The sequence below is a fragment of the Ancylobacter sonchi genome (genome assembly GCF_018390695.1).
Taxonomy (GTDB): domain Bacteria; phylum Pseudomonadota; class Alphaproteobacteria; order Rhizobiales; family Xanthobacteraceae; genus Ancylobacter; species Ancylobacter sonchi.
In genome coordinates this window covers 127,632-144,818 of record NZ_JAHBGF010000036.1, presented here as the reverse complement: position 1 = coordinate 144,818, position 17,187 = coordinate 127,632, and the positions used below count along the sequence as shown (strand labels likewise).

Below are 17,187 nucleotides of genomic sequence, written 5' to 3'. Positions count from 1 at the left end.
CTCGGCCGGGCTCAGAGCCCGAACTCCTTGGTTATGGCGGCGGAGATGTGCGTGAGATAGTCCGCCATCAGCAGCTCGCCCTTCTCGGTGGTGGAGCCCACCGCCACGGCGAGCACGCCGGAGGGCGGCAGGCCGAAATCGGCGGGGATCGGGAAGCGGTCATAGGTCGGGAAGGTTGCCGGGCCATCGTTCGGCACCTTGTCCATCTCGACGAGTTCGGGCCGGAACAGCAGCATCAGCGAGGTCTCGAGCAGGCTCGCATGTTCCAGCTCGATACCGGGGAAGCCGGCCGGGAACAGCTTGTCCAGCGTCGGGCGGGTGGCGAAGTCCCAATATTCGAGACGCATCACCTGCATGTCGTCGATGCCGTCGCGCTTCAATTCGCGCAAGGCGAGGTCGAGGCCCTCGACCGACGGCCAGAGATTCTCGTAATGGCCGTTGACGACCACCAGCCGGCGTACGCCCTGGCGACCGAGATTGCGGATGACGTCACGCACCACCAGCGCGAAGGTGTGGGCGTCGAGGCTGAGCGTGCCGGGGAACTGCTCGCCGCCGCCGGAGCGCGGCATCGACTTGCAGCCGTAGTTGACGGTGGGGGCAACGATGCCGCCGACCGCCTTCGCCACCCGCTCACACACGCCGGTGGGCAGCACGACGTCGACCCCCAGAGGCAGATGCGGGCCGTGCTGCTCGGTGGAGCCGAGCGGCAGAAATACCGGGGCGCCGGCCGCGACCTTCGCCGCGAATTCCGGCCAGCTCAGTTCGTCGAGACGCACGCTGTCGACCATGATCTTCCTCTGGTGTTGTCGTTTCAGTGCATTGCCGCGCCGCCGTCGACGCTGATGCATTGGCCGGTGATGAAGCCCGTCGCCCGGCTGGCGAGAAACAGTACCGCCTGCGCCACTTCCTCGGGCCGGCCGACGCGGCCGAACGGATTGCCGGTCTCCAGCCGCTTGAGGTCCTCGGGCAGGTTCTCGAAGTCGAGCAGCGGGGTGTCGACCGGGCCGGGCGCGATGGCGTTGACCTGGATGTGCGGGGCGAGCTCGCGCGCCCAGGAGCGGGTGAAGGTGACGATGGCGCCCTTGGTGCCGGCATAGCCGGAATAACCGGCGCGCCCGAGATAGGCGAGCTCGGAGGCGATGTTGATGATGCGTCCCTTCGCCGGTCCTTCGCCGGCGAAATATTTCAGCGCCTCGCGGGCCATCAGGATCGGGCCGCGGATGTTGACGCTGGCCATGCGCTCATAGGCGGCGACGTCGAAGCTGGCGAGCGGCGTCTCGATGCAGATGCCGGCGCAGCTCACCACCACGTCGAGCCCGCCGAGATGGGCGGCGGCGGCCTCCATGCTGCCGGCGACGGCAGCCTCGTCGGCGACATTGGTGAGGATGGTCGGCCAGTTCGCCACTTCCGGCGGATGCAGGTCGAAGCCGACCACCTTGGCGCCGGCGGCTGCCAGCGCGTTGGCGCTCGCAAGGCCGATGCCGCTCGCCGCGCCGGTGACGACGACGCGCAAATCCTTGTGGGGCGCTACCATGGGAATTCTCCACGATCGACGCCGAGGCTCTGGCCGGTGATGTTGGCCGCGAGGTCGGACGCCAGGAACAGATAGGCGCCGGCCATGTCGTCCGGCTCCATGAGACCGGGGAGAATTTGCGCTGAAACGATCTCGCTGAGGAGGCCGTCCGGCGCAACGCCGCGTGCCTCAGCCATGCGATGGAGCGAACGCAGCGAGGCCTCGGTGCGCACCCAGCCGGGGCAGACGGCGTTGACGGTGATGCCGCGCGGGCCGAGCTCCTTCGCCCAGGTCTTGGTGAGGCCGATCACCGCGTGCTTGGAGGCGACATAGGCGCCGAACATCGCTTCCGACCCGCGCGACCAGATCGAAGCGGTGTTGACGATGCGCCCGCCCGCGCCCATGCCCGGCAGCAGGGCACGGGTGATGAGGAAGGTGCCGACGACGTTGATCTCGACGATGCGACGGAAGGCGGCCTCGTTCCCGGCGCTGCCGTCATCGAGCGGGGTGATCAGTTCGAGGCCGGCATTGTTGACGAGCACGTCGAGCCGGGGCAGTTCGGCGGCCAGCGCGGCGACGTCGCCGGAGCTGGTGATGTCGACCCGGTGCCCGGTGGCGCCGAGCCGCTCGGCCACCTCGAAGATCGCCTCGTCATCGGCCAGCATGTGCAGCCGGGCGCCGGCGGCGGCGAAGCCACGGGCGATGCCGAGCCCGATGCCGCGACTGGAGCCGGTCACCAGCACGGTGCGGCCGGCAAGGCCGGCGAGGCCGATATCGGTCATGCGTGTTCCCCCAGGAGCCGATCGATGCTCGCCCGGATTCACATTCACAAAAATCACATTTAATGAAAGTTTGTATCGATATTTATCGATGTGACGCCCTTGAGCCTTGCCTGGAGCCGCGATGCGCCGTCTCGACAATATCGACCTGCGGCTGCTGCGGGTATTCGTGGTGCTGGCCGACGAAGGCGGCTTCCACGACGCGCAGATCGCGCTCAACCTGTCGCAATCGACGCTCTCCACTCATCTCGCCGCGCTGGAGCGCAAGCTCGGCGGCCAGCTCTGCGAACGCGGGCGGGCGGGATTCCGCCTCACCCCGTTCGGCGAGGCGACGCTCATGGCGGCGCGGCGGCTGTTCGACGACATCGAAGGCTTCCATGCCCGCATCGGCCAGGACCGGCACCGGCTGGTCGGGCGGCTGCGCATCGGCATTCTCGATGGGGTGGTGACCAACCCGCATCTCGGCCTGCAGACCGCACTGTCGCGCTACATGGACTATGCGGCGGAGGTGTTCGTCGACCTGGTGCTCGGCACGCCGCAGGAGCTGGAACAGGCGCTGCTCGACGGCGAGCGCGACGTGGTGATCGGCGCCTTCTCACAGAAGGTGCCGGGCATCGCCTACATCCCGCTGCATCGCGAGCCGCAGGCGCTCTATTGCGGGCGCGGGCACAGGCTGTTCGAGCGGCCGGCGCGGGAGATCGGCCAGGCGGACATCGAGGCGGCGCTGTTCAGCGTGCGCGGCTACCGGCATTTCGACGACCTCTACCGGGTGAACCATCCGCGCGCCAGCGCCTCGATCGTGCAGATGGAGGCGCAGGTGATGCTGATTCTCTCCGGCCACTTCATCGGCTATCTGCCGCGCCATATCGGCGAGGACTGGGTGCGGCGCGGGCAGATGCGGGTGATCCGGCCGGAGAGCTACGGCTTCGAATCGGCGCATTTCGTCGCGACGCGCCGACTGAAGGGCGAGCGGCCGCTGATCGACGCCTTCGTGCGGGAATTGCGGGCGGTGGCGGGAGGCCTGCCGTCGGAGCCGGCGCGCTAGAGGCCGTCATTGCGGGCGCTGGCTGAGGGAAGCTGACTGCTCTGTCGCCCCGTGGAGAAGGGGGAGGGGCTCAATGCGGCCCAGCGTCCTCGCCCCGCAGTGCCCCCGCCACGCGGAGCCATCTCTCCGTCGAAGCCGGATGTTTCCGGCTTCGACCCTGCCGAATTCGAACACGGCGATAGCCGGGTTCGGGCGGGGAGAGGGAAGAAGGGCGCGGCCGATGTCGCGCCGGGGCTTCAAATGCCGCGCCGCACCCGGTCGCTGAGGTTCTTGCGCTCGCGGATGATGGCGTCGAGCGCCGCCTGCTGCGCCGGGGTGCGCGGCAACTGGTCCATCTGATCGAGCTGGTTCAACGCGACGAGGCGCAGGAGATCGTCGCGCACCTCGCCGGCGGCGTCGCGCGGCAGCTCGGACACCAGCTGGATATGCTCGGGCGGGGTGTGGCCGGGCAGGGTGCTCGCGAGATGGGCGCGCAGCGCCGCCTCGGGGGCCTCGGGGGCGGCCTCGACGAAGGCGTAGAGGCCGAAGCTGCCGCCGGGCGTCGGGAAGTCGCAGATATGCACGTCGCGCACGCCGGGGGCGCTGGCGAGCGCGGCGGCGAGGCGCGGACCTTCCTCCATCGCCCGCGGGCCGCGGCCCTCGGTGTCGTGGTAGTTCAACAGCTTGCGGGTGACGAAGTTGTAGACCTTCTTGCCGGTGGCCATCCACACCCGGTTGATCAGGCTCTTGCGGGCCAAGATCTTCCTTTCGCGCGCCGTCAGCGCCTCCGGGCAGAAGCTGCGCTTGTGCTTCAGGAGGTGGCGGATGTCCTCGTAGGCCGCGATGCGGAACAGCTTCGAGCGGCGGGAGAAGCAGACGGCGAGCTGGAAATCCATCAGCACCGCGCCGCCATCGGCGGCATAGAGCCAGTTCTGCGGCTTGGCGAGGTCGTTATGGGCGATGCCGCGCCGGTGCACCTGGCGCAGCCCCTCGCGAGCGGCGGCGAACCACGCGGCGTTGCCGACAGGTCGGGCGATCTGTAGCGGCAGACCGTCGACGAAGCCGCGCACCAGCCAGCCTTCCTCCAGCGCGAACACCGGCACGGTGTGGCCGCTGCCCTGCGCGCGGCGCAGCGCGCGGGCCTCGCGGCGGGCGAAATGCCGGGCGAGCGGCTTCACCCACCATTTCACCCCGGCATAGTGCCGGCGCACGGCGGGATGCTCGCCGTCGAGGTCGTGCCAGATGCCGCGCTCGATGGTGGAGAAGATGTCGCGCTTGAGCACGGTGTCGAGCTCGAAGCGGCCGCCGGCGCTGCGGGCGCTCGGAATCGGCGGATCGGCGAAGCGGCGGCTCACGCGGGTACCTCGCCGGGGATGGCGGTGCGCGCCCATTCGTCGATGTCGGCCAACGCCCGGCGGGCCATTTCCTGCTTCTTGGCGACGGTCTTCTGGGTGCCGCGCAGGCGGTTGCCCTCGGCGTCGCGGGTCGGGTTGGCGGCGAGCGGCGGGAACAGGCCGAAATTGACGTTCATCGGCTGGAAGGAGCGCGGCCCCGGTTCCACCGTCTCGATGTGGCCGCCGGTGATGTGGGCGAGCAGGGCGCCATGGGCGGTGGTGGCGGGCGGCGGGGCAAGCTCCACACCCAGCCGCCCGGCGGCGGTGAACAGGCCGGCGATCAGCCCCATGGCGGCGCTTTCCACATAACCCTCGCAACCGGTGATCTGCCCGGCGAAGCGCAGGCGCGGCTCGGCCTTCAGCCGCAGCGTGCCGTCGAGCACGCGCGGCGAGTTCAGATAGGTGTTGCGGTGCAAACCGCCGAGGCGGGCGAATTCGGCGTTTTCCAGCCCGGGAATCATGCGGAAAATGCGTACCTGCTCGGCATGGCGGGCCTTGGTCTGGAAGCCGACCATGTTGAACAGCGTGCCGAGCGCATTGTCCTGCCTGAGCTGGACGATGGCGTGCGACTTCACCAGCGGATCGCGCGGATTGGTGAGGCCGACCGGCTTCATCGGGCCGTGGCGCAGGGTCTCGGGGCCGCGCGCGGCCATCACCTCGATCGGCAGGCAGCCGTCGAAATAGGGCGTGTTGGCCTCGAACTCGCGGAACGGCACGGTGTCGGAGGCGATCAGCGCGGCGACGAAGGCGTCGTACTGCGCCTTGTCCATCGGGCAGTTGATGTAGTCGGCGCCGGTGCCGCCCGGGCCGGGCTTGTCGTAGCGCGACTGGAACCAGGCGACGTCCATGTCGATGGAATCGAAATGCACGATGGGGGCGATGGCGTCGAAGAAGGCGAGCGAGGTCTCGCCCGAGCGCTCGCGGATCGCCTCGGCCAGGGCCGGCGAGGTGAGCGGGCCGGTGGCGAGGATGACGCTGTCCCAGTCTTCCGGCGGCAGGCCGGCGATCTCGCCGCGCTCCAGCGTGATCAGCGGATGGCCGGTGATCGCCTCGGTGACCGCCTGCGAGAAGCCGTCGCGGTCGACGGCGAGCGCGCCGCCGGCGGGGAGCTGATGACGGTCGGCGCAAGCCATGATCAGCGAGCCGAGCCGGCGCATCTCCGCATGCAGCACGCCCACCGCGTTGGAGGTGGCATCGTCCGAGCGGAAGGAATTGGAGCACACCAGCTCGGCAAGGCCGTCGCCCTTGTGGGCATCGGTGCCGCGGGTGGGGCGCATCTCGTGCAGCACCACCGGCACGCCGCGACGAGCGAGCTGCCAGGCGGCTTCCGAGCCGGCGAGGCCGCCGCCGACGATATGGACGGGAGAAGGAGTATTCACGCTCATGCTGGGTAGGGTCCGCTTTTCCGGGCGGCCCCTTAGCACGGATCGCGTTCGGGCGCAGGATTATCGCGCGGGGGTTCTCGCGCCGGAAGAGAGGTGCCGGCATCGGCCGCGTGTGGCCTACAAACGAAAACGGCCCCGGAAGGCCGGGGCCGTTTAGTCCGCGTTCTCAGAAGATCCGCAGGCGGGGTAAGCCGCCATCAGGCAACAGCAGCCGCCTGACGGGCCACGCGGAAGATTTCCGAACGCGACACGTTGATGTCGGCGAGGGTGCGGTCGTCGAGCTGGGAGAGCTCGGTGACGGTGCGGCGATACGCCTGCCAGCGGCGGATCTGCTTGGCGATAAAGCCCCAGAGCAGCATTTTCAGTCTCCATCAGGTTGCGAATGCGGAGCGCTGACCCAAGATTGGTTGCACGCTCCGTAATCATTTCGCTGCCTATATATGCGACATACTGCTCACCTAGTAGAATGTATGTGGCATCCCAGCCATGCGGCGAACGCATGAGACGCCCATAATTCATTCATATTTGCACGGCTCGCCTTTGCTGCACCGCAATCAGGCTGATGCCAGCGCCTGATCGAGGTCGGCGATGATGTCGGCGGCGTCCTCGATGCCGACCGACAGCCGCACCACGTCCGGGCCGGCGCCGGCCGCCACTTTCTGCGCCTCGGAGAGCTGGCGGTGGGTGGTGGAGGCGGGGTGGATGATCAGCGAGCGGGTGTCGCCGATATTGGCGAGGTGTGAGAACAGCTTGACGTTCGACACCAGAGCCACACCGGCATCGAAGCCGCCCTTGAGCCCGAAGGTGAACACCGCGCCGGCGCCCTTCGGCGTGTAGCGCTGGGCGAGGTTGTAATAGCGGTCGCCCGGCAGGCCGGGATAGCTCACCCATTCCACCTTCGGGTGCTCGGCGAGGTATTTGGCCACGGCGAGCGCGTTGTCGCTGTGACGCTGGAGGCGCAGCGGCAGCGTCTCGATGCCGGTGAGAATCAGGAAGGCGTTGAAGGGTGACAGCGCCGGGCCGAGATCGCGCAGCCCGAGCACGCGGGCGGCGATGGCGAAGGCGAAATTGCCGAAGGTCTCGCCGATGACGATGCCCTCATATTCCGGCCGCGGCTGCGACAGGAACGGGTAGCGCCCCTCGCGAAGCCAGTTGAACGAGCCGCCGTCGACCAAGAGGCCGCCGATGGAATTGCCATGGCCGCCGAGGAACTTGGTCGCCGAATGGATGACGATGTCGGCGCCGTGCTCGAAGGGGCGAATGAGGTAGGGAGTGGCCAGCGTGTTGTCGACGATCAGCGGCACGCCGGCGCGCTTGGCGATCTTCGCGATGGCGGCGATGTCGGTGACGATGCCGCCGGGATTGGCGATCGATTCGACGAAGATCGCCTTGGTCTTCGGCGAAATGGCGCGCTCGAACGAGGCGACGTCGTCGAGATCCGCCCACACCACGTTCCAGCCGAAGCTCTTGAAGGCGTGGTTGAACTGGTTGATCGAGCCGCCATAGAGCTTGTTGGCGGCGACGAACTCGTCGCCGGGCGACAGCAGCGTCTGGAAGGCGAGCAACTGCGCGGCATGGCCGGACGCTACCGCCAGCGCGGCGGTGCCGCCCTCAAGCGCCGCGACCCGCTCCTCCAGCACCGCATTGGTGGGGTTGCCGATGCGGGTATAGATGTTGCCGAACGCCTTCAGGCCGAACAGCGCGGCGGCGTGGTCGACATCGTCGAACACGAAGGAGGTCGTCTGGTAGATCGGCGTGGCGCGCGCCTTGGTGGTGGGGTCCGGCGCCGCGCCGGCATGCACGGCGAGGGTGGCGAAGCCGGGCGTCTGATCGGTGCTGTTGTCGCTCATTCTGGGCATCCTCCGCGGGCGGCCGCGCCGCCGACGGAGGTAGTTCACGCCGGGCGGATAAAAAACGCAACAGCGACGTATAGAATTTTTCAGTACGAAAAATTCATGTGATTTTAGGCGCCCGCCTCAATGCGGGCCGCCGAGACGCAGGCGCGGCATCTCGATCGCCGGGCAGCGATCCATGATGACGGCGACGCCGGCCTGTTCGGCGCGCCGGGCCGCTGCGTCGTCGCGCACGCCGAGCTGGGACCAGATCAGCTTCGGCTGTGGCGAGAGCGCCAACGCCTCCTCCACCACCTTCAGCAGATATTCCGGGGCGCGGAACACGTCGACCATGTCGATCGGCTCCGGCACGTCGGCGAGGTGGGCATAGGTCGGCAGGCCGGCAATGTCGCGCCCGGCCTGGCCGGGATTGATCGCGAACACCCGGAAGCCCTGCATGGCGAGATAGCGGGCGACGCCATGGCTCGGCCGGGCCGGATTCGGGCTCGCCCCGACCACGGCGATGGTGCGGATGCGGCCGAGCTGCTCGGCGATATAGGCATCGGAATAGGCATCGTGATTCATGCGCGACCTCCGTCGATGGCCATCGGATATGGTGATGGCATCCATGAAATCTATCCGTCCCTCGCCGGGCTGACGGGAGCTGCCGGCGCGGCGATACTGTCGCGAACGATGAAACGGGAGGAGCCCATGGACGAGATGGCGGCGCGCGAGGCGCAGCGGAGCGTGGATTCGCGCGCCAGGCGGAGCCCGAGGCCGGGCGAGGGCATGGATGCCGGGCGGCTGCAGGCCTATCTGGTCGCCGAGTTCCCACAGGCCTTCGGCCCCGGCCGGCCACACGAGATCGCCGGCGTGGACGGCGAGGGCGTGGTTCTGCGCCTGCTCGCCGATGACGACCACCTGCGCCCGGGCGGCACGGTCTCCGGGCCGGCGATGATGGGACTCGCCGACATCGCCGCCTATGCGGTGATCCTCGCCGCCATCGGGCCGGTGCCGCTGGCGGTAACCACCAACTTCTCCATCAACTTCCTGCGCCGTCCGGCGCCGGGACCGCTGCTCGCCGAAGCCAGCCTCATCAAGCTCGGCCAGCGGCTCGCGGTATGCGAGATAGCCCTGCGCGGGGAGGGGGAGGAGGAGCTGTGCGCCCATGCGGTGACGACCTATTCGATCCCGCCGCGAGCAATTTGAGGGGTTTAGATACAGGTATTTTTATACCTATTTCGCAAGTTATTGATTTTGCTGTATTAATACGTGTGCCACGCGATTGACGTGTGCGTGCCGCTCGGTTAAAAGCCGCGCCAAGTGAAGTGCGGCCTCAAGGCGGCATCCTTACGCATATGGATACATCCCATGAAGACGTTTTCGGCAAAGCCTGCCGACATTGAGAAGAAGTGGGTGGTGATCGATGCGACCGACCTCGTGGTCGGCCGGCTCGCGACCATCATTGCCACGCGCCTGAAGGGCAAGCACAAGGCCATCTACACCCCGCACGTCGATTGCGGCGACAACGTCGTCGTCATCAACGCCGAGAAGGTGGCGCTGACCGGCAACAAGCGCAACGACAAGGTCTACTACCACCACACCGGCTTCCCCGGCGGCATCAAGGAGCGGACTGCGAAGTTCCTGCTCGACGGCCGCTTCCCGGAGCGCGTGGTGGAGAAGGCGGTGGAGCGCATGCTCGCCCGCGGTCCCCTCGGCCGCAAGCTGATGGGCAACCTGCGCGTCTATAAGGGCTCGGCTCACCCGCACGAGGCCCAGCAGCCGGTGGCGCTCGACGTCGCCGCGCTGAACCGCAAGAATGTGAGGAACTGATCATGGCCGAGGTTCTCCAGTCCCTCGACGCCCTCGACGCTCTGAAGGCTCAGGCCCCCGAGGCCCCCAAGCACGTTCAGAAGCTCGACAAGTTCGGTCGCGCCTATGCCACCGGCAAGCGCAAGGACGCCGTCGCCCGCGTGTGGGTGCGTCCGGGCACCGGCAAGATCACCGTCAACGACCGCACGCTCGAAGTTTACTTCGCGCGCCCGGTGCTGCGCATGATCATCCAGCAGCCCTTCGCCGCCGCGGCCCGTTCGGGCCAGTACGACGTGGTCTGCACCGTCTCCGGCGGCGGCCTCTCCGGCCAGGCCGGCGCGCTGCGCCACGGCATCTCCCGCGCGCTCACCTATTACGAGCCCGAGCTGCGCGGCCCGCTCAAGAAGGGCGGCTTCCTGACCCGCGACTCGCGCGTCGTCGAGCGTAAGAAGTACGGCCGTGCCAAGGCTCGCCGCAGCTTCCAGTTCTCGAAGCGCTGATCGGCGGATCTGTCCGCTGCGACATCGAAAGGGCAGGCCTCGCGGCCTGCCCTTTTTGTTTGCCGCGCATCCTGCCGCATTGCCCGCTGCGTTTCCCGTCGCGTTCCCTGCGGCGGGTCGCTAGGCACGGTGCTCGCATTCCGGTATCTCGAAGGTCCGGGAACCGCCCCGCTCGGTGCAGGCTGCATGTTCTACGACCCGCTCACCATCTGGTCCTTCACCACCTTCTCGACGCTGCTGATCGCGGGCGTGCTGCTGGTGTCGTGGATCATGTGGCCGGGAGAGAACGCGCTCGGCTATTGGGGCACCGCCTTCGTGCTCACCACCATGGGGCTGGCCGGCCTCGCGGCACGCGGCGTGGTGCCGGGCTTCGTCTCCATCGAGCTCTCCAATGCCGCACTGCTGCTCGCCTGGGGGCTCGGCTGGAACGGCTTTCGCGCCTTCGACCGGCGGCGGCCGGACAAGGTGCTGCCGGTGGTGCTGATCGCGGCATGGCTGGCGATCTGCCAGCTGCCCGGCTTCCGCGACGATGCGGTGGCCCGCATGTGGGTGATGCTGGGGTTCACCGCGCTGCTGGTCGTGCTGAGCATTCGCGAGCTGTATCGCCGCCGCGCCGACCGGCTGGTGTCGCGCCGCCTCGCCATGGGGCTGCTGGGGGTGCACCTTTTCACGATGCTCGCCCGGCCGGGGCTTTTGCTGCTCGGCTTCGCGACGGTGAATGTCGAGGGCAACGTCCTGCTCGATCCGAGCCTGATGGCCTATGCCTTCGAGCTCGTTGCCTTCCAGCTGCTGATGGCGTTCTGCGTGATCGGCATGGTGCGCGAGCGTCGCGAGCGGCATTTCGAGGAGGCGGCATTGGTCGACGACCTGACCGGGCTGCTGAACCGCCGGGGCTTCCAGGCCCGCACCCGCGATGTCGCCGCCGCCGGCGGGCCGGTGGCGGTGCTGGTGCTCGACCTCGACCGCTTCAAGGCGATCAACGACGTCTATGGCCATGCCGCAGGCGACGAGGTGCTGTGCCTGTTCGCCAAGGTGCTGCGCGACAATCTGCGCGGCACCGACATCGTGGCGCGCCTCGGCGGCGAGGAGTTCGGCATCGTGCTGCCCGGCGCCGATGTCGGCACGGCCCGGGAGATCGCCGAGCGTATCCGCCTCGCCTTCCGCCGGTCCGGCGAGGGGCTGCCGATGCACGGAGCGAAGCTGTCGGCCAGCATCGGCATCGCGCTTGGCGAGCTGCCGGCTTCCGCGTCGGTCGAGGCGCTGTCGGCGCTGCAGGGACGGGCGGATATGGCGCTCTATGCTGCCAAACAGGGCGGGCGTGACCGGGTGATGGTGCACCGCCCGGGCGACTGGAGTGCGGGCCAGATGGGCGGCGACCGGCGCGCGGCTTCGCCGCATTCCTGAGACGCCGACGATCCTGAAGCGCCCGCGCCATCGGCTGTCGGCAACTTCGAGGCACCCGCGATTTCCGAGCTGCGGGGCCCACGGGGCAGGGCATGGTCCGGAAGCCGGGCATGAAAAAGGGCGCCGGTGGCGCCCTTTCCCTTGTCGCGTCGTCGGGTCGGGAGGCCCCCACCCGCGATCCGGTCAGACCGAGTAGTACATCTCGAACTCGACCGGGTGCGGCGTCATCTCGAAGCGCATCACCTCGGTCATCTTCAGCTCGATATAGGCGTTGATGAAGTCGTCCTCGAACACGCCGCCCTTCTTCAGGAACTCGCGGTCCTTGTCGAGCGACGCCAGCGCCTCGCGGAGCGAACCGCAGACGGTCGGGATCTTCTTCAGCTCGCGCGGGGGCAGGTCGTAGAGATCCTTGTCCATCGCCGGGCCGGGGTCGATCTTGTTCTGGATGCCGTCGAGGCCGGCCATCAGCAGAGCGGCGAAGGCGAGGTAGGGGTTCGCGCCGGGGTCGGGGAAGCGGGTCTCGACGCGCTTCGCCTTCGGCGAGGTGGTGTAGGGGATGCGGCAGGACGCCGAGCGGTTGCGCGCCGAATAGGCGAGCAGCACCGGCGCCTCATAGCCCGGGACCAGACGCTTGTAGGAGTTGGTCAGCGGGTTGGTGAAGGCGTTCAGCGCCTTGGCGTGCTTGATGATGCCGCCGATGTACCACAGGCATTCCTGGCTGAGGTCGGCGTACTTGTTGCCGGCGAACTGCGGCTTGCCGTCCTTCCAGATCGACTGGTGCACATGCATGCCCGAGCCGTTGTCGCCATAGACGGGCTTGGGCATGAAGGTCGCGGTCTTGCCGTAGACGTTGGCGACCTGGTGGATGCAGTACTTGTAGACCTGCAGGTGGTCGGCCATCGTCACCAGGGTGTCGAACTTCAGGCCCAGCTCGTGCTGGGCGGAAGCCACCTCGTGATGGTGCTTCTCGACCTTGGCGCCCATGCGGGCCATCGCCGCCAGCATCTCGCCGCGCATGTCCTGCGCGCTGTCGACCGGGGGAACCGGGAAATAGCCGCCCTTGGTGCGCACGCGGTGGCCGAGATTGCCGCCTTCATATTCCGTGTCGCCATTGGTCGGCAGCTCGCTCGAATCGAGCTTGAAGCCGGTGTTGTAGGGATCGGCCTTGAAGCGGACGTCGTCGAAGATGAAGAACTCGGCCTCGGGACCGATATAGACGGTGTCGCCGATGCCGGTGCTCTTCATATAGGCTTCGGCCTTCTTGGCGATGCCGCGCGGGTCGCGCCCATAGGGCTCGCCGGTGGTCGGCTCCAGCACGTCGCAGACGACGACCAGCGTCGTCTCGGCGAAGAAGGGATCGATGCACACCGAATCGAGGTCCGGCTGCAGGTGCATGTCGGATTCGTTGATCGCCTTCCAGCCGGCGATGGACGAACCGTCGAACGCTTGTCCTTCAGCGAAGAAGTCCTCGTCCACCATCGAGATGTCGAAGGTGACGTGCTGCCACTTGCCGCGCGGATCGGTGAAGCGAAGGTCGACGTATTTGACGTCGTTGTCCTTTATAAGCTTCAGGACGTCCTTGGCCGTCGTCATAGTATCTTGCCTCTGATTGCGCTGCCCGGACGCGGGCAGCGGGGTTTGCCGGGCGAATACAGAGCCCGGCATCGCCCATCAGATGGCGTCGACGCCGGACTCCCCGGTGCGGATGCGGATCGCCTCTTCGATGTTGGAAACGAAAATCTTGCCATCGCCGATGCGGCCGGTCTGGGCCGCGCGCCGGATGGCATCGATCGCCGTCTCCACCATCTCGTCGCCTACGACGACCTCGATCTTCACCTTGGGCAGGAAGTCTACCACGTACTCGGCGCCACGGTAGAGTTCCGTGTGCCCTTTCTGCCGGCCAAAACCCTTGGCTTCGGTGACGGTGATGCCCTGCAGGCCAACTTCCTGCAGCGCCTCCTTCACCTCGTCGAGCTTGAAGGGTTTGATGATGGCCTCAATCTTCTTCATCTGATCTCGTCTCCCTGGCCCGGTCGTCACCGCGACTGAGCCACCCGCGTCAAAGCAGAACCCATGCCAAGCACGATAGCAGCGCCGAAAGCAGCATGATATCAGCTTGTTGTGTCGGTCGGGCCGGGCCGCGCCGATATCTTTGCGGCGGTATTGCTTAATTATTGATCGTAATGATCAATTTATAGGCGACGTTTTGTCGGAAATGCCAGTCTCGGCTGCGCGTAATTTGAGCAAAGTGTTTCGCTTTGCCGCTTATAAAAGCCGGGCAGGAGGATCGGGATGTCCACAGCCTCGCGAGGACCGGAGGGCGGGCCGGGCGGATTCGAGCTGCTCACCCCTGCCGAGATGGGGCGGGCGGACGGCCTGACCATTGCCGGCGGTACCCCCGGCACGGTGCTGATGGAGCGGGCCGGGGCGGCGGTGGCGCAGGCGGCGGCGCGGCGCTGCCTGCCGGGCGGGCGGGTGCTCGTGCTCTGCGGGCCGGGCAATAATGGCGGCGACGGCTTCGTGGCGGCGCGGCGACTCGCGGGGCAGGGCTACCGGGTGCGGCTGGCACTGCTCGGGGCTCGCGCGCGGCTGTCCGGCGATGCCGCCGCCATGGCCGATCTCTGGACCGGCGAGGTGGCCGATGCGGCCGATGTCGATGTCGGCGCGGCCGATCTGACCATCGATGCGCTGTTCGGTGCCGGGCTCGCCCGCGACCTCGACCCGACGGTGTGCGACCTCGTCGCACGGGTGAATGCCGCCGGGGTGCCGGTGGTGGCGGTCGACCTGCCCGCGGGCATCGACGGGGCGACCGGCGCGGTGCGCGGCGCGGCGATCCGGGCGGCGGCGAGCGTCACCTTCTTCCGGCCGAAGCCGGGGCACCTCCTGATGCCGGGGCGCGTGCATGCCGGCACGCTGGAGGTGGTCGATATCGGTATCGGCGCCGGGGTGCTGAAGGAAATCCGCCCGCGTGCCTTCGCTAATGTCCCGGCGCTGTGGGACGGGCAATTCCCGGTGCCGAGGGTCGACGGGCATAAATATGATCGCGGGCATCTCGTCGCGGTGTCCGGGCCGGCCTTCGCCACCGGCGCGGCCCGGCTCGCCGCCCGGGCGGCGCTGCGGGCCGGGGCGGGGCTGGTGACGGTCGCCTGCCCGGCGGAGGCGCTAGCGATCCATGCGGCGAATCTCTCCGCCGTGATGGTGCGTCCCGTCGAGGACGCCGACGGGCTGGCGCATCTGCTCGCCGACCGCCGGCTCGGCACGGTGGTGCTCGGCCCCGGTGCCGGGGTAGGGCCGCTGACCCGGGCCAAGCTGGAGGCGGCGGCGGAGCGGCGGCTGGTGGTCGATGCCGACCTCATCACCTCCTATGCCGGCGACGCACGCGGGCTGGCGCGCGTCCTCGCCAGCTCTCCCGCCGCGGTGGTGACGCCGCATGACGGCGAGTTCGCACGGCTGTTCGCGGACGAGCCCTCGGTCATGGGGCCCACTTCGAAGCTGGAGCGGGCGCGGGCCGGGGCGGCGCTTATCGGCGCGGTGCTGCTGTTGAAGGGGCCGGACACCGTGGTGGCGAGCCCGGACGGGCGCGCCGCCATCGCCTCGAACGCACCGCCCACCATCGCCACCGCCGGCGCCGGCGACGTGCTGGCGGGAATCATCGGCGGCCTGCTGGCGCAGGGCATGCCGGCCTTCGAGGCGGCGGCCGCGGCGGTGTGGCTGCATGGCGAGGCGGGGAGGGAGGTCGGCCCCGGCCTCGTCGCCGACGATCTCGTCGACGCGCTGCGTCCGGTCACGCGCCGGCTGTTCGTCTCGCTCGGCGTGGCCGTCTGAGCGCAGGGATCACGCGCATTTTGGGCTGGCGCGACGGCGGGGCCGTGCTATAAGCCCGCACCCGGCTGGCGGCACCTATTCGGGTGCGCGCGTCCGCGTGCCTTGGTCGATGGCATCTGCCGAGGACCGGGCGACGGCGCGCAAGCGGGCGTGGCGGAACTGGTAGACGCGCTGGATTTAGGTTCCAGTGACGAAAGTCGTGGGGGTTCGAGCCCCTCCGCCCGCACCAGTGTTTGCCCCTTCCGTTGCCGCCGAGCCAAACCCCATCGCCGAGGGCAGGGGCCGCTCCGCGCGGGCCCGCTCTCGCAACCGACGCTATCAGACACGCCGCCACGCGGCGCTCACGACGAAGGCCGAACGACAATGCAGGTCACCGAACTCCTCGCCGAAGGTCTCAAGCGCGAATATCGCGTGGTGCTGCCGGCCAGCGAACTGGACGCCAAGGCGAATGCCCGCCTCGACGAGATGAAGGACAAGGTCCGCCTCAACGGCTTCCGGCCGGGCAAGGTGCCGGTCGCCCATCTCAAGCGCATGTACGGCAAGTCGGTGCTCGCCGAGGTCATCGACCAGGCGGTGAACGAGGCCAACACCAAGATCGTCGAGGATGGCGGCTTCAAGCTCGCCATGCAGCCCAAGGTCGAGCTGCCGCAGGACGAGACACTGGTGAAGGAGGTCATCGACGGCAAGGCCGACCTCTCCTACACCGTCGGCATCGAAGTGCTGCCGAAGATCGAGCTCGGCGACTTCAAGACCATCTCGCTCGAGAGGCCGGTTCTCGCCGTGACCGACGAGGAAGTCGACGAGGCGGTGAGCCGCATCGCCGAATCCAACCGTCCGTTCACCGACAAGGACGCCGCCGCCGAGAAGGGCGACCGCGTCACCATCTCCTTCGTCGGCTCGATCGACGGCGAGAAGTTCGATGGCGGCTCCGCCGAGGACGTGCCGCTGGTGATCGGCTCGGGCAGCTTCATCCCCGGCTTCGAGGACCAGCTGGTCGGCATCAAGGTCGACGAGACCCGCACCGTGAAGGTGACCTTCCCGGCCGAGTACCAGGCCGCGCAGCTCGCCGGCAAGGACGCCGAGTTCGAGACGACCGCCAAGAAGATCGAGGCTCCCGGCGAGCTGACGATCAATGACGAGTTCGCCAAGACCCTCGGCATGGACGACCTCGCGGCTCTCAAGGAGACCGTGAAGAGCCGCATCGTGCAGGAGCACGCCAACGCCTCGCGCGCCAAGGTGAAGCGCCGCCTGCTCGACGCGCTCGACGGCCTGCACCAGTTCGACGTGCCCCCGACCCTCGCCGAGCAGGAATTCGAGGGCATCTGGGGTTCGGTGACCCAGGAGATGGAAGCTCAGAAGAAGAGCTTCGCCGACGAGGGCACCACCGAGGAGGCCGCCCGCGCCGACTACGAGAAGATCGCCAAGCGCCGCGTGCGTCTCGGCCTGGTGCTTGCGGAAATCGGTGAGAAGAACAACATTCAGGTCTCCGACGACGAAGTGACCCGCGCCGTCGTCGAACGTGCCCGCCAGTTCCCCGGGCAGGAGCAGCAGGTATGGGAGTTCTATCGCAAGAACGCCCAGGCTCTCGCCACCCTGCGCGCGCCGATCTTCGAGGAGAAGGTCGTCGACTTCCTGCTGGAGCTCGCCAATGTGACGGAAAAGCCCGTTACCCGCGAGGAGCTCTACGCCGAGGACGAGGTCGAGAAGGCCTGACGCTTT

At 68.0% G+C, this 17,187-nt stretch carries 17 protein-coding genes and 1 tRNA gene; 8 read left to right on the top strand and 10 right to left on the bottom strand.

The window, feature by feature from the left end; genetic code table 11:
• Window positions 1–11 precede the first annotated feature (11 nt).
• The 3 genes from KHC28_RS21540 to KHC28_RS21530 are packed head-to-tail and all read right to left on the bottom strand — an operon-like array spanning window position 12 to window position 2,295.
• Complete coding sequence (locus tag KHC28_RS21540; RefSeq protein ID WP_214010423.1) at window positions 12–788, bottom strand: creatininase; 777 nt, start codon at window positions 786–788, stop codon at window positions 12–14.
• 23 nt (window positions 789–811) lie between these two features.
• Entirely contained in the window at window positions 812–1,534 is a 723-nt protein-coding gene (locus KHC28_RS21535) for an SDR family NAD(P)-dependent oxidoreductase (RefSeq protein WP_214010422.1), read from the bottom strand.
• Complete coding sequence (locus KHC28_RS21530) at window positions 1,528–2,295, bottom strand: SDR family NAD(P)-dependent oxidoreductase (RefSeq protein ID WP_246565090.1); 768 nt, start codon at window positions 2,293–2,295, stop codon at window positions 1,528–1,530. The genes KHC28_RS21535 and KHC28_RS21530 overlap by 7 nt, the downstream gene beginning before the upstream one ends.
• Window positions 2,296–2,416: 121 nt before the next feature.
• Here KHC28_RS21530 and KHC28_RS21525 point away from each other — a divergent pair, with 121 nt between their 5' ends.
• On the top strand, window positions 2,417–3,337 hold the full coding sequence (locus tag KHC28_RS21525) for a LysR family transcriptional regulator (protein WP_214010421.1): 921 nt from the start codon (window positions 2,417–2,419) through the stop codon (window positions 3,335–3,337).
• Between the two features lie 236 nt (window positions 3,338–3,573).
• Here the strand turns inward: KHC28_RS21525 and KHC28_RS21520 are convergent, their stop codons facing one another.
• From KHC28_RS21520 to KHC28_RS21500, 5 genes are all read right to left on the bottom strand, one after another.
• Entirely contained in the window at window positions 3,574–4,671 is a 1,098-nt protein-coding gene (locus KHC28_RS21520) for a serine/threonine protein kinase (protein WP_376772778.1), read from the bottom strand.
• Window positions 4,668–6,095, bottom strand: a complete 1,428-nt coding sequence (gene trmFO, locus KHC28_RS21515; RefSeq protein ID WP_214010419.1) for a methylenetetrahydrofolate--tRNA-(uracil(54)-C(5))-methyltransferase (FADH(2)-oxidizing) TrmFO — start codon at window positions 6,093–6,095, stop codon at window positions 4,668–4,670. The genes KHC28_RS21520 and trmFO overlap by 4 nt, the downstream gene beginning before the upstream one ends.
• Before the next feature lie 197 nt (window positions 6,096–6,292).
• On the bottom strand, window positions 6,293–6,454 hold the full coding sequence (locus KHC28_RS21510) for a DUF1127 domain-containing protein (RefSeq protein WP_214010418.1): 162 nt from the start codon (window positions 6,452–6,454) through the stop codon (window positions 6,293–6,295).
• 195 nt (window positions 6,455–6,649) lie between these two features.
• Entirely contained in the window at window positions 6,650–7,945 is a 1,296-nt protein-coding gene (locus tag KHC28_RS21505) for an O-acetylhomoserine aminocarboxypropyltransferase (protein WP_214010417.1), read from the bottom strand.
• A 126-nt stretch (window positions 7,946–8,071) separates the two neighbouring features.
• Window positions 8,072–8,512 (bottom strand): CoA-binding protein, encoded by a 441-nt coding sequence (locus tag KHC28_RS21500; protein ID WP_214010416.1) that lies wholly within the window; start codon window positions 8,510–8,512, stop codon window positions 8,072–8,074.
• A 204-nt stretch (window positions 8,513–8,716) separates the two neighbouring features.
• Between KHC28_RS21500 and KHC28_RS21495 the strand changes: the two genes are divergently transcribed.
• The 4 genes from KHC28_RS21495 to KHC28_RS21480 all read left to right on the top strand — a co-directional run bounded on the left by KHC28_RS21495 (window position 8,717) and on the right by KHC28_RS21480 (window position 11,643).
• Window positions 8,717–9,136, top strand: coding sequence for a PaaI family thioesterase (locus KHC28_RS21495; RefSeq protein WP_214010868.1), 420 nt, complete (start codon window positions 8,717–8,719; stop codon window positions 9,134–9,136).
• A 162-nt stretch (window positions 9,137–9,298) separates the two neighbouring features.
• Window positions 9,299–9,760, top strand: coding sequence for a 50S ribosomal protein L13 (gene rplM / locus KHC28_RS21490; RefSeq protein WP_214010415.1), 462 nt, complete (start codon window positions 9,299–9,301; stop codon window positions 9,758–9,760).
• Between the two features lie 2 nt (window positions 9,761–9,762).
• Window positions 9,763–10,239 carry a 30S ribosomal protein S9 gene (gene rpsI, locus KHC28_RS21485; protein WP_214010414.1) on the top strand — a complete coding sequence of 159 codons (477 nt, stop codon included), beginning with the start codon at window positions 9,763–9,765 and terminating at the stop codon, window positions 10,237–10,239.
• Between the two features lie 186 nt (window positions 10,240–10,425).
• Window positions 10,426–11,643: a GGDEF domain-containing protein gene (locus tag KHC28_RS21480; protein WP_214010413.1), complete on the top strand. Its 1,218-nt coding sequence runs from the start codon at window positions 10,426–10,428 to the stop codon at window positions 11,641–11,643.
• 183 nt (window positions 11,644–11,826) lie between these two features.
• Here KHC28_RS21480 and glnA read toward each other — a convergent pair whose 3' ends face one another.
• Window positions 11,827–13,236 (bottom strand): type I glutamate--ammonia ligase, encoded by a 1,410-nt coding sequence (gene glnA / locus KHC28_RS21475; protein WP_214010412.1) that lies wholly within the window; start codon window positions 13,234–13,236, stop codon window positions 11,827–11,829.
• A 78-nt stretch (window positions 13,237–13,314) separates the two neighbouring features.
• A complete protein-coding gene (locus tag KHC28_RS21470; protein ID WP_213355983.1) occupies window positions 13,315–13,653 on the bottom strand; it encodes a P-II family nitrogen regulator in 339 nt (112 codons plus the stop codon).
• Window positions 13,654–13,935: 282 nt separating this feature from the next.
• On the opposite strand from KHC28_RS21470, the gene KHC28_RS21465 reads away from it, so the two are divergent.
• From KHC28_RS21465 to tig, 3 genes are all read left to right on the top strand, one after another.
• The gene (locus KHC28_RS21465; RefSeq protein WP_214010411.1) at window positions 13,936–15,468 is read left to right on the top strand and encodes an NAD(P)H-hydrate dehydratase; all 1,533 of its coding nucleotides are present in this window, start codon (window positions 13,936–13,938) and stop codon (window positions 15,466–15,468) included.
• Between the two features lie 144 nt (window positions 15,469–15,612).
• Window positions 15,613–15,697, top strand: a tRNA-Leu gene (locus KHC28_RS21460).
• Between the two features lie 134 nt (window positions 15,698–15,831).
• Window positions 15,832–17,181, top strand: coding sequence for a trigger factor (gene tig, locus KHC28_RS21455; RefSeq protein WP_214010410.1), 1,350 nt, complete (start codon window positions 15,832–15,834; stop codon window positions 17,179–17,181).
• Window positions 17,182–17,187: the final 6 nt, after the last annotated feature.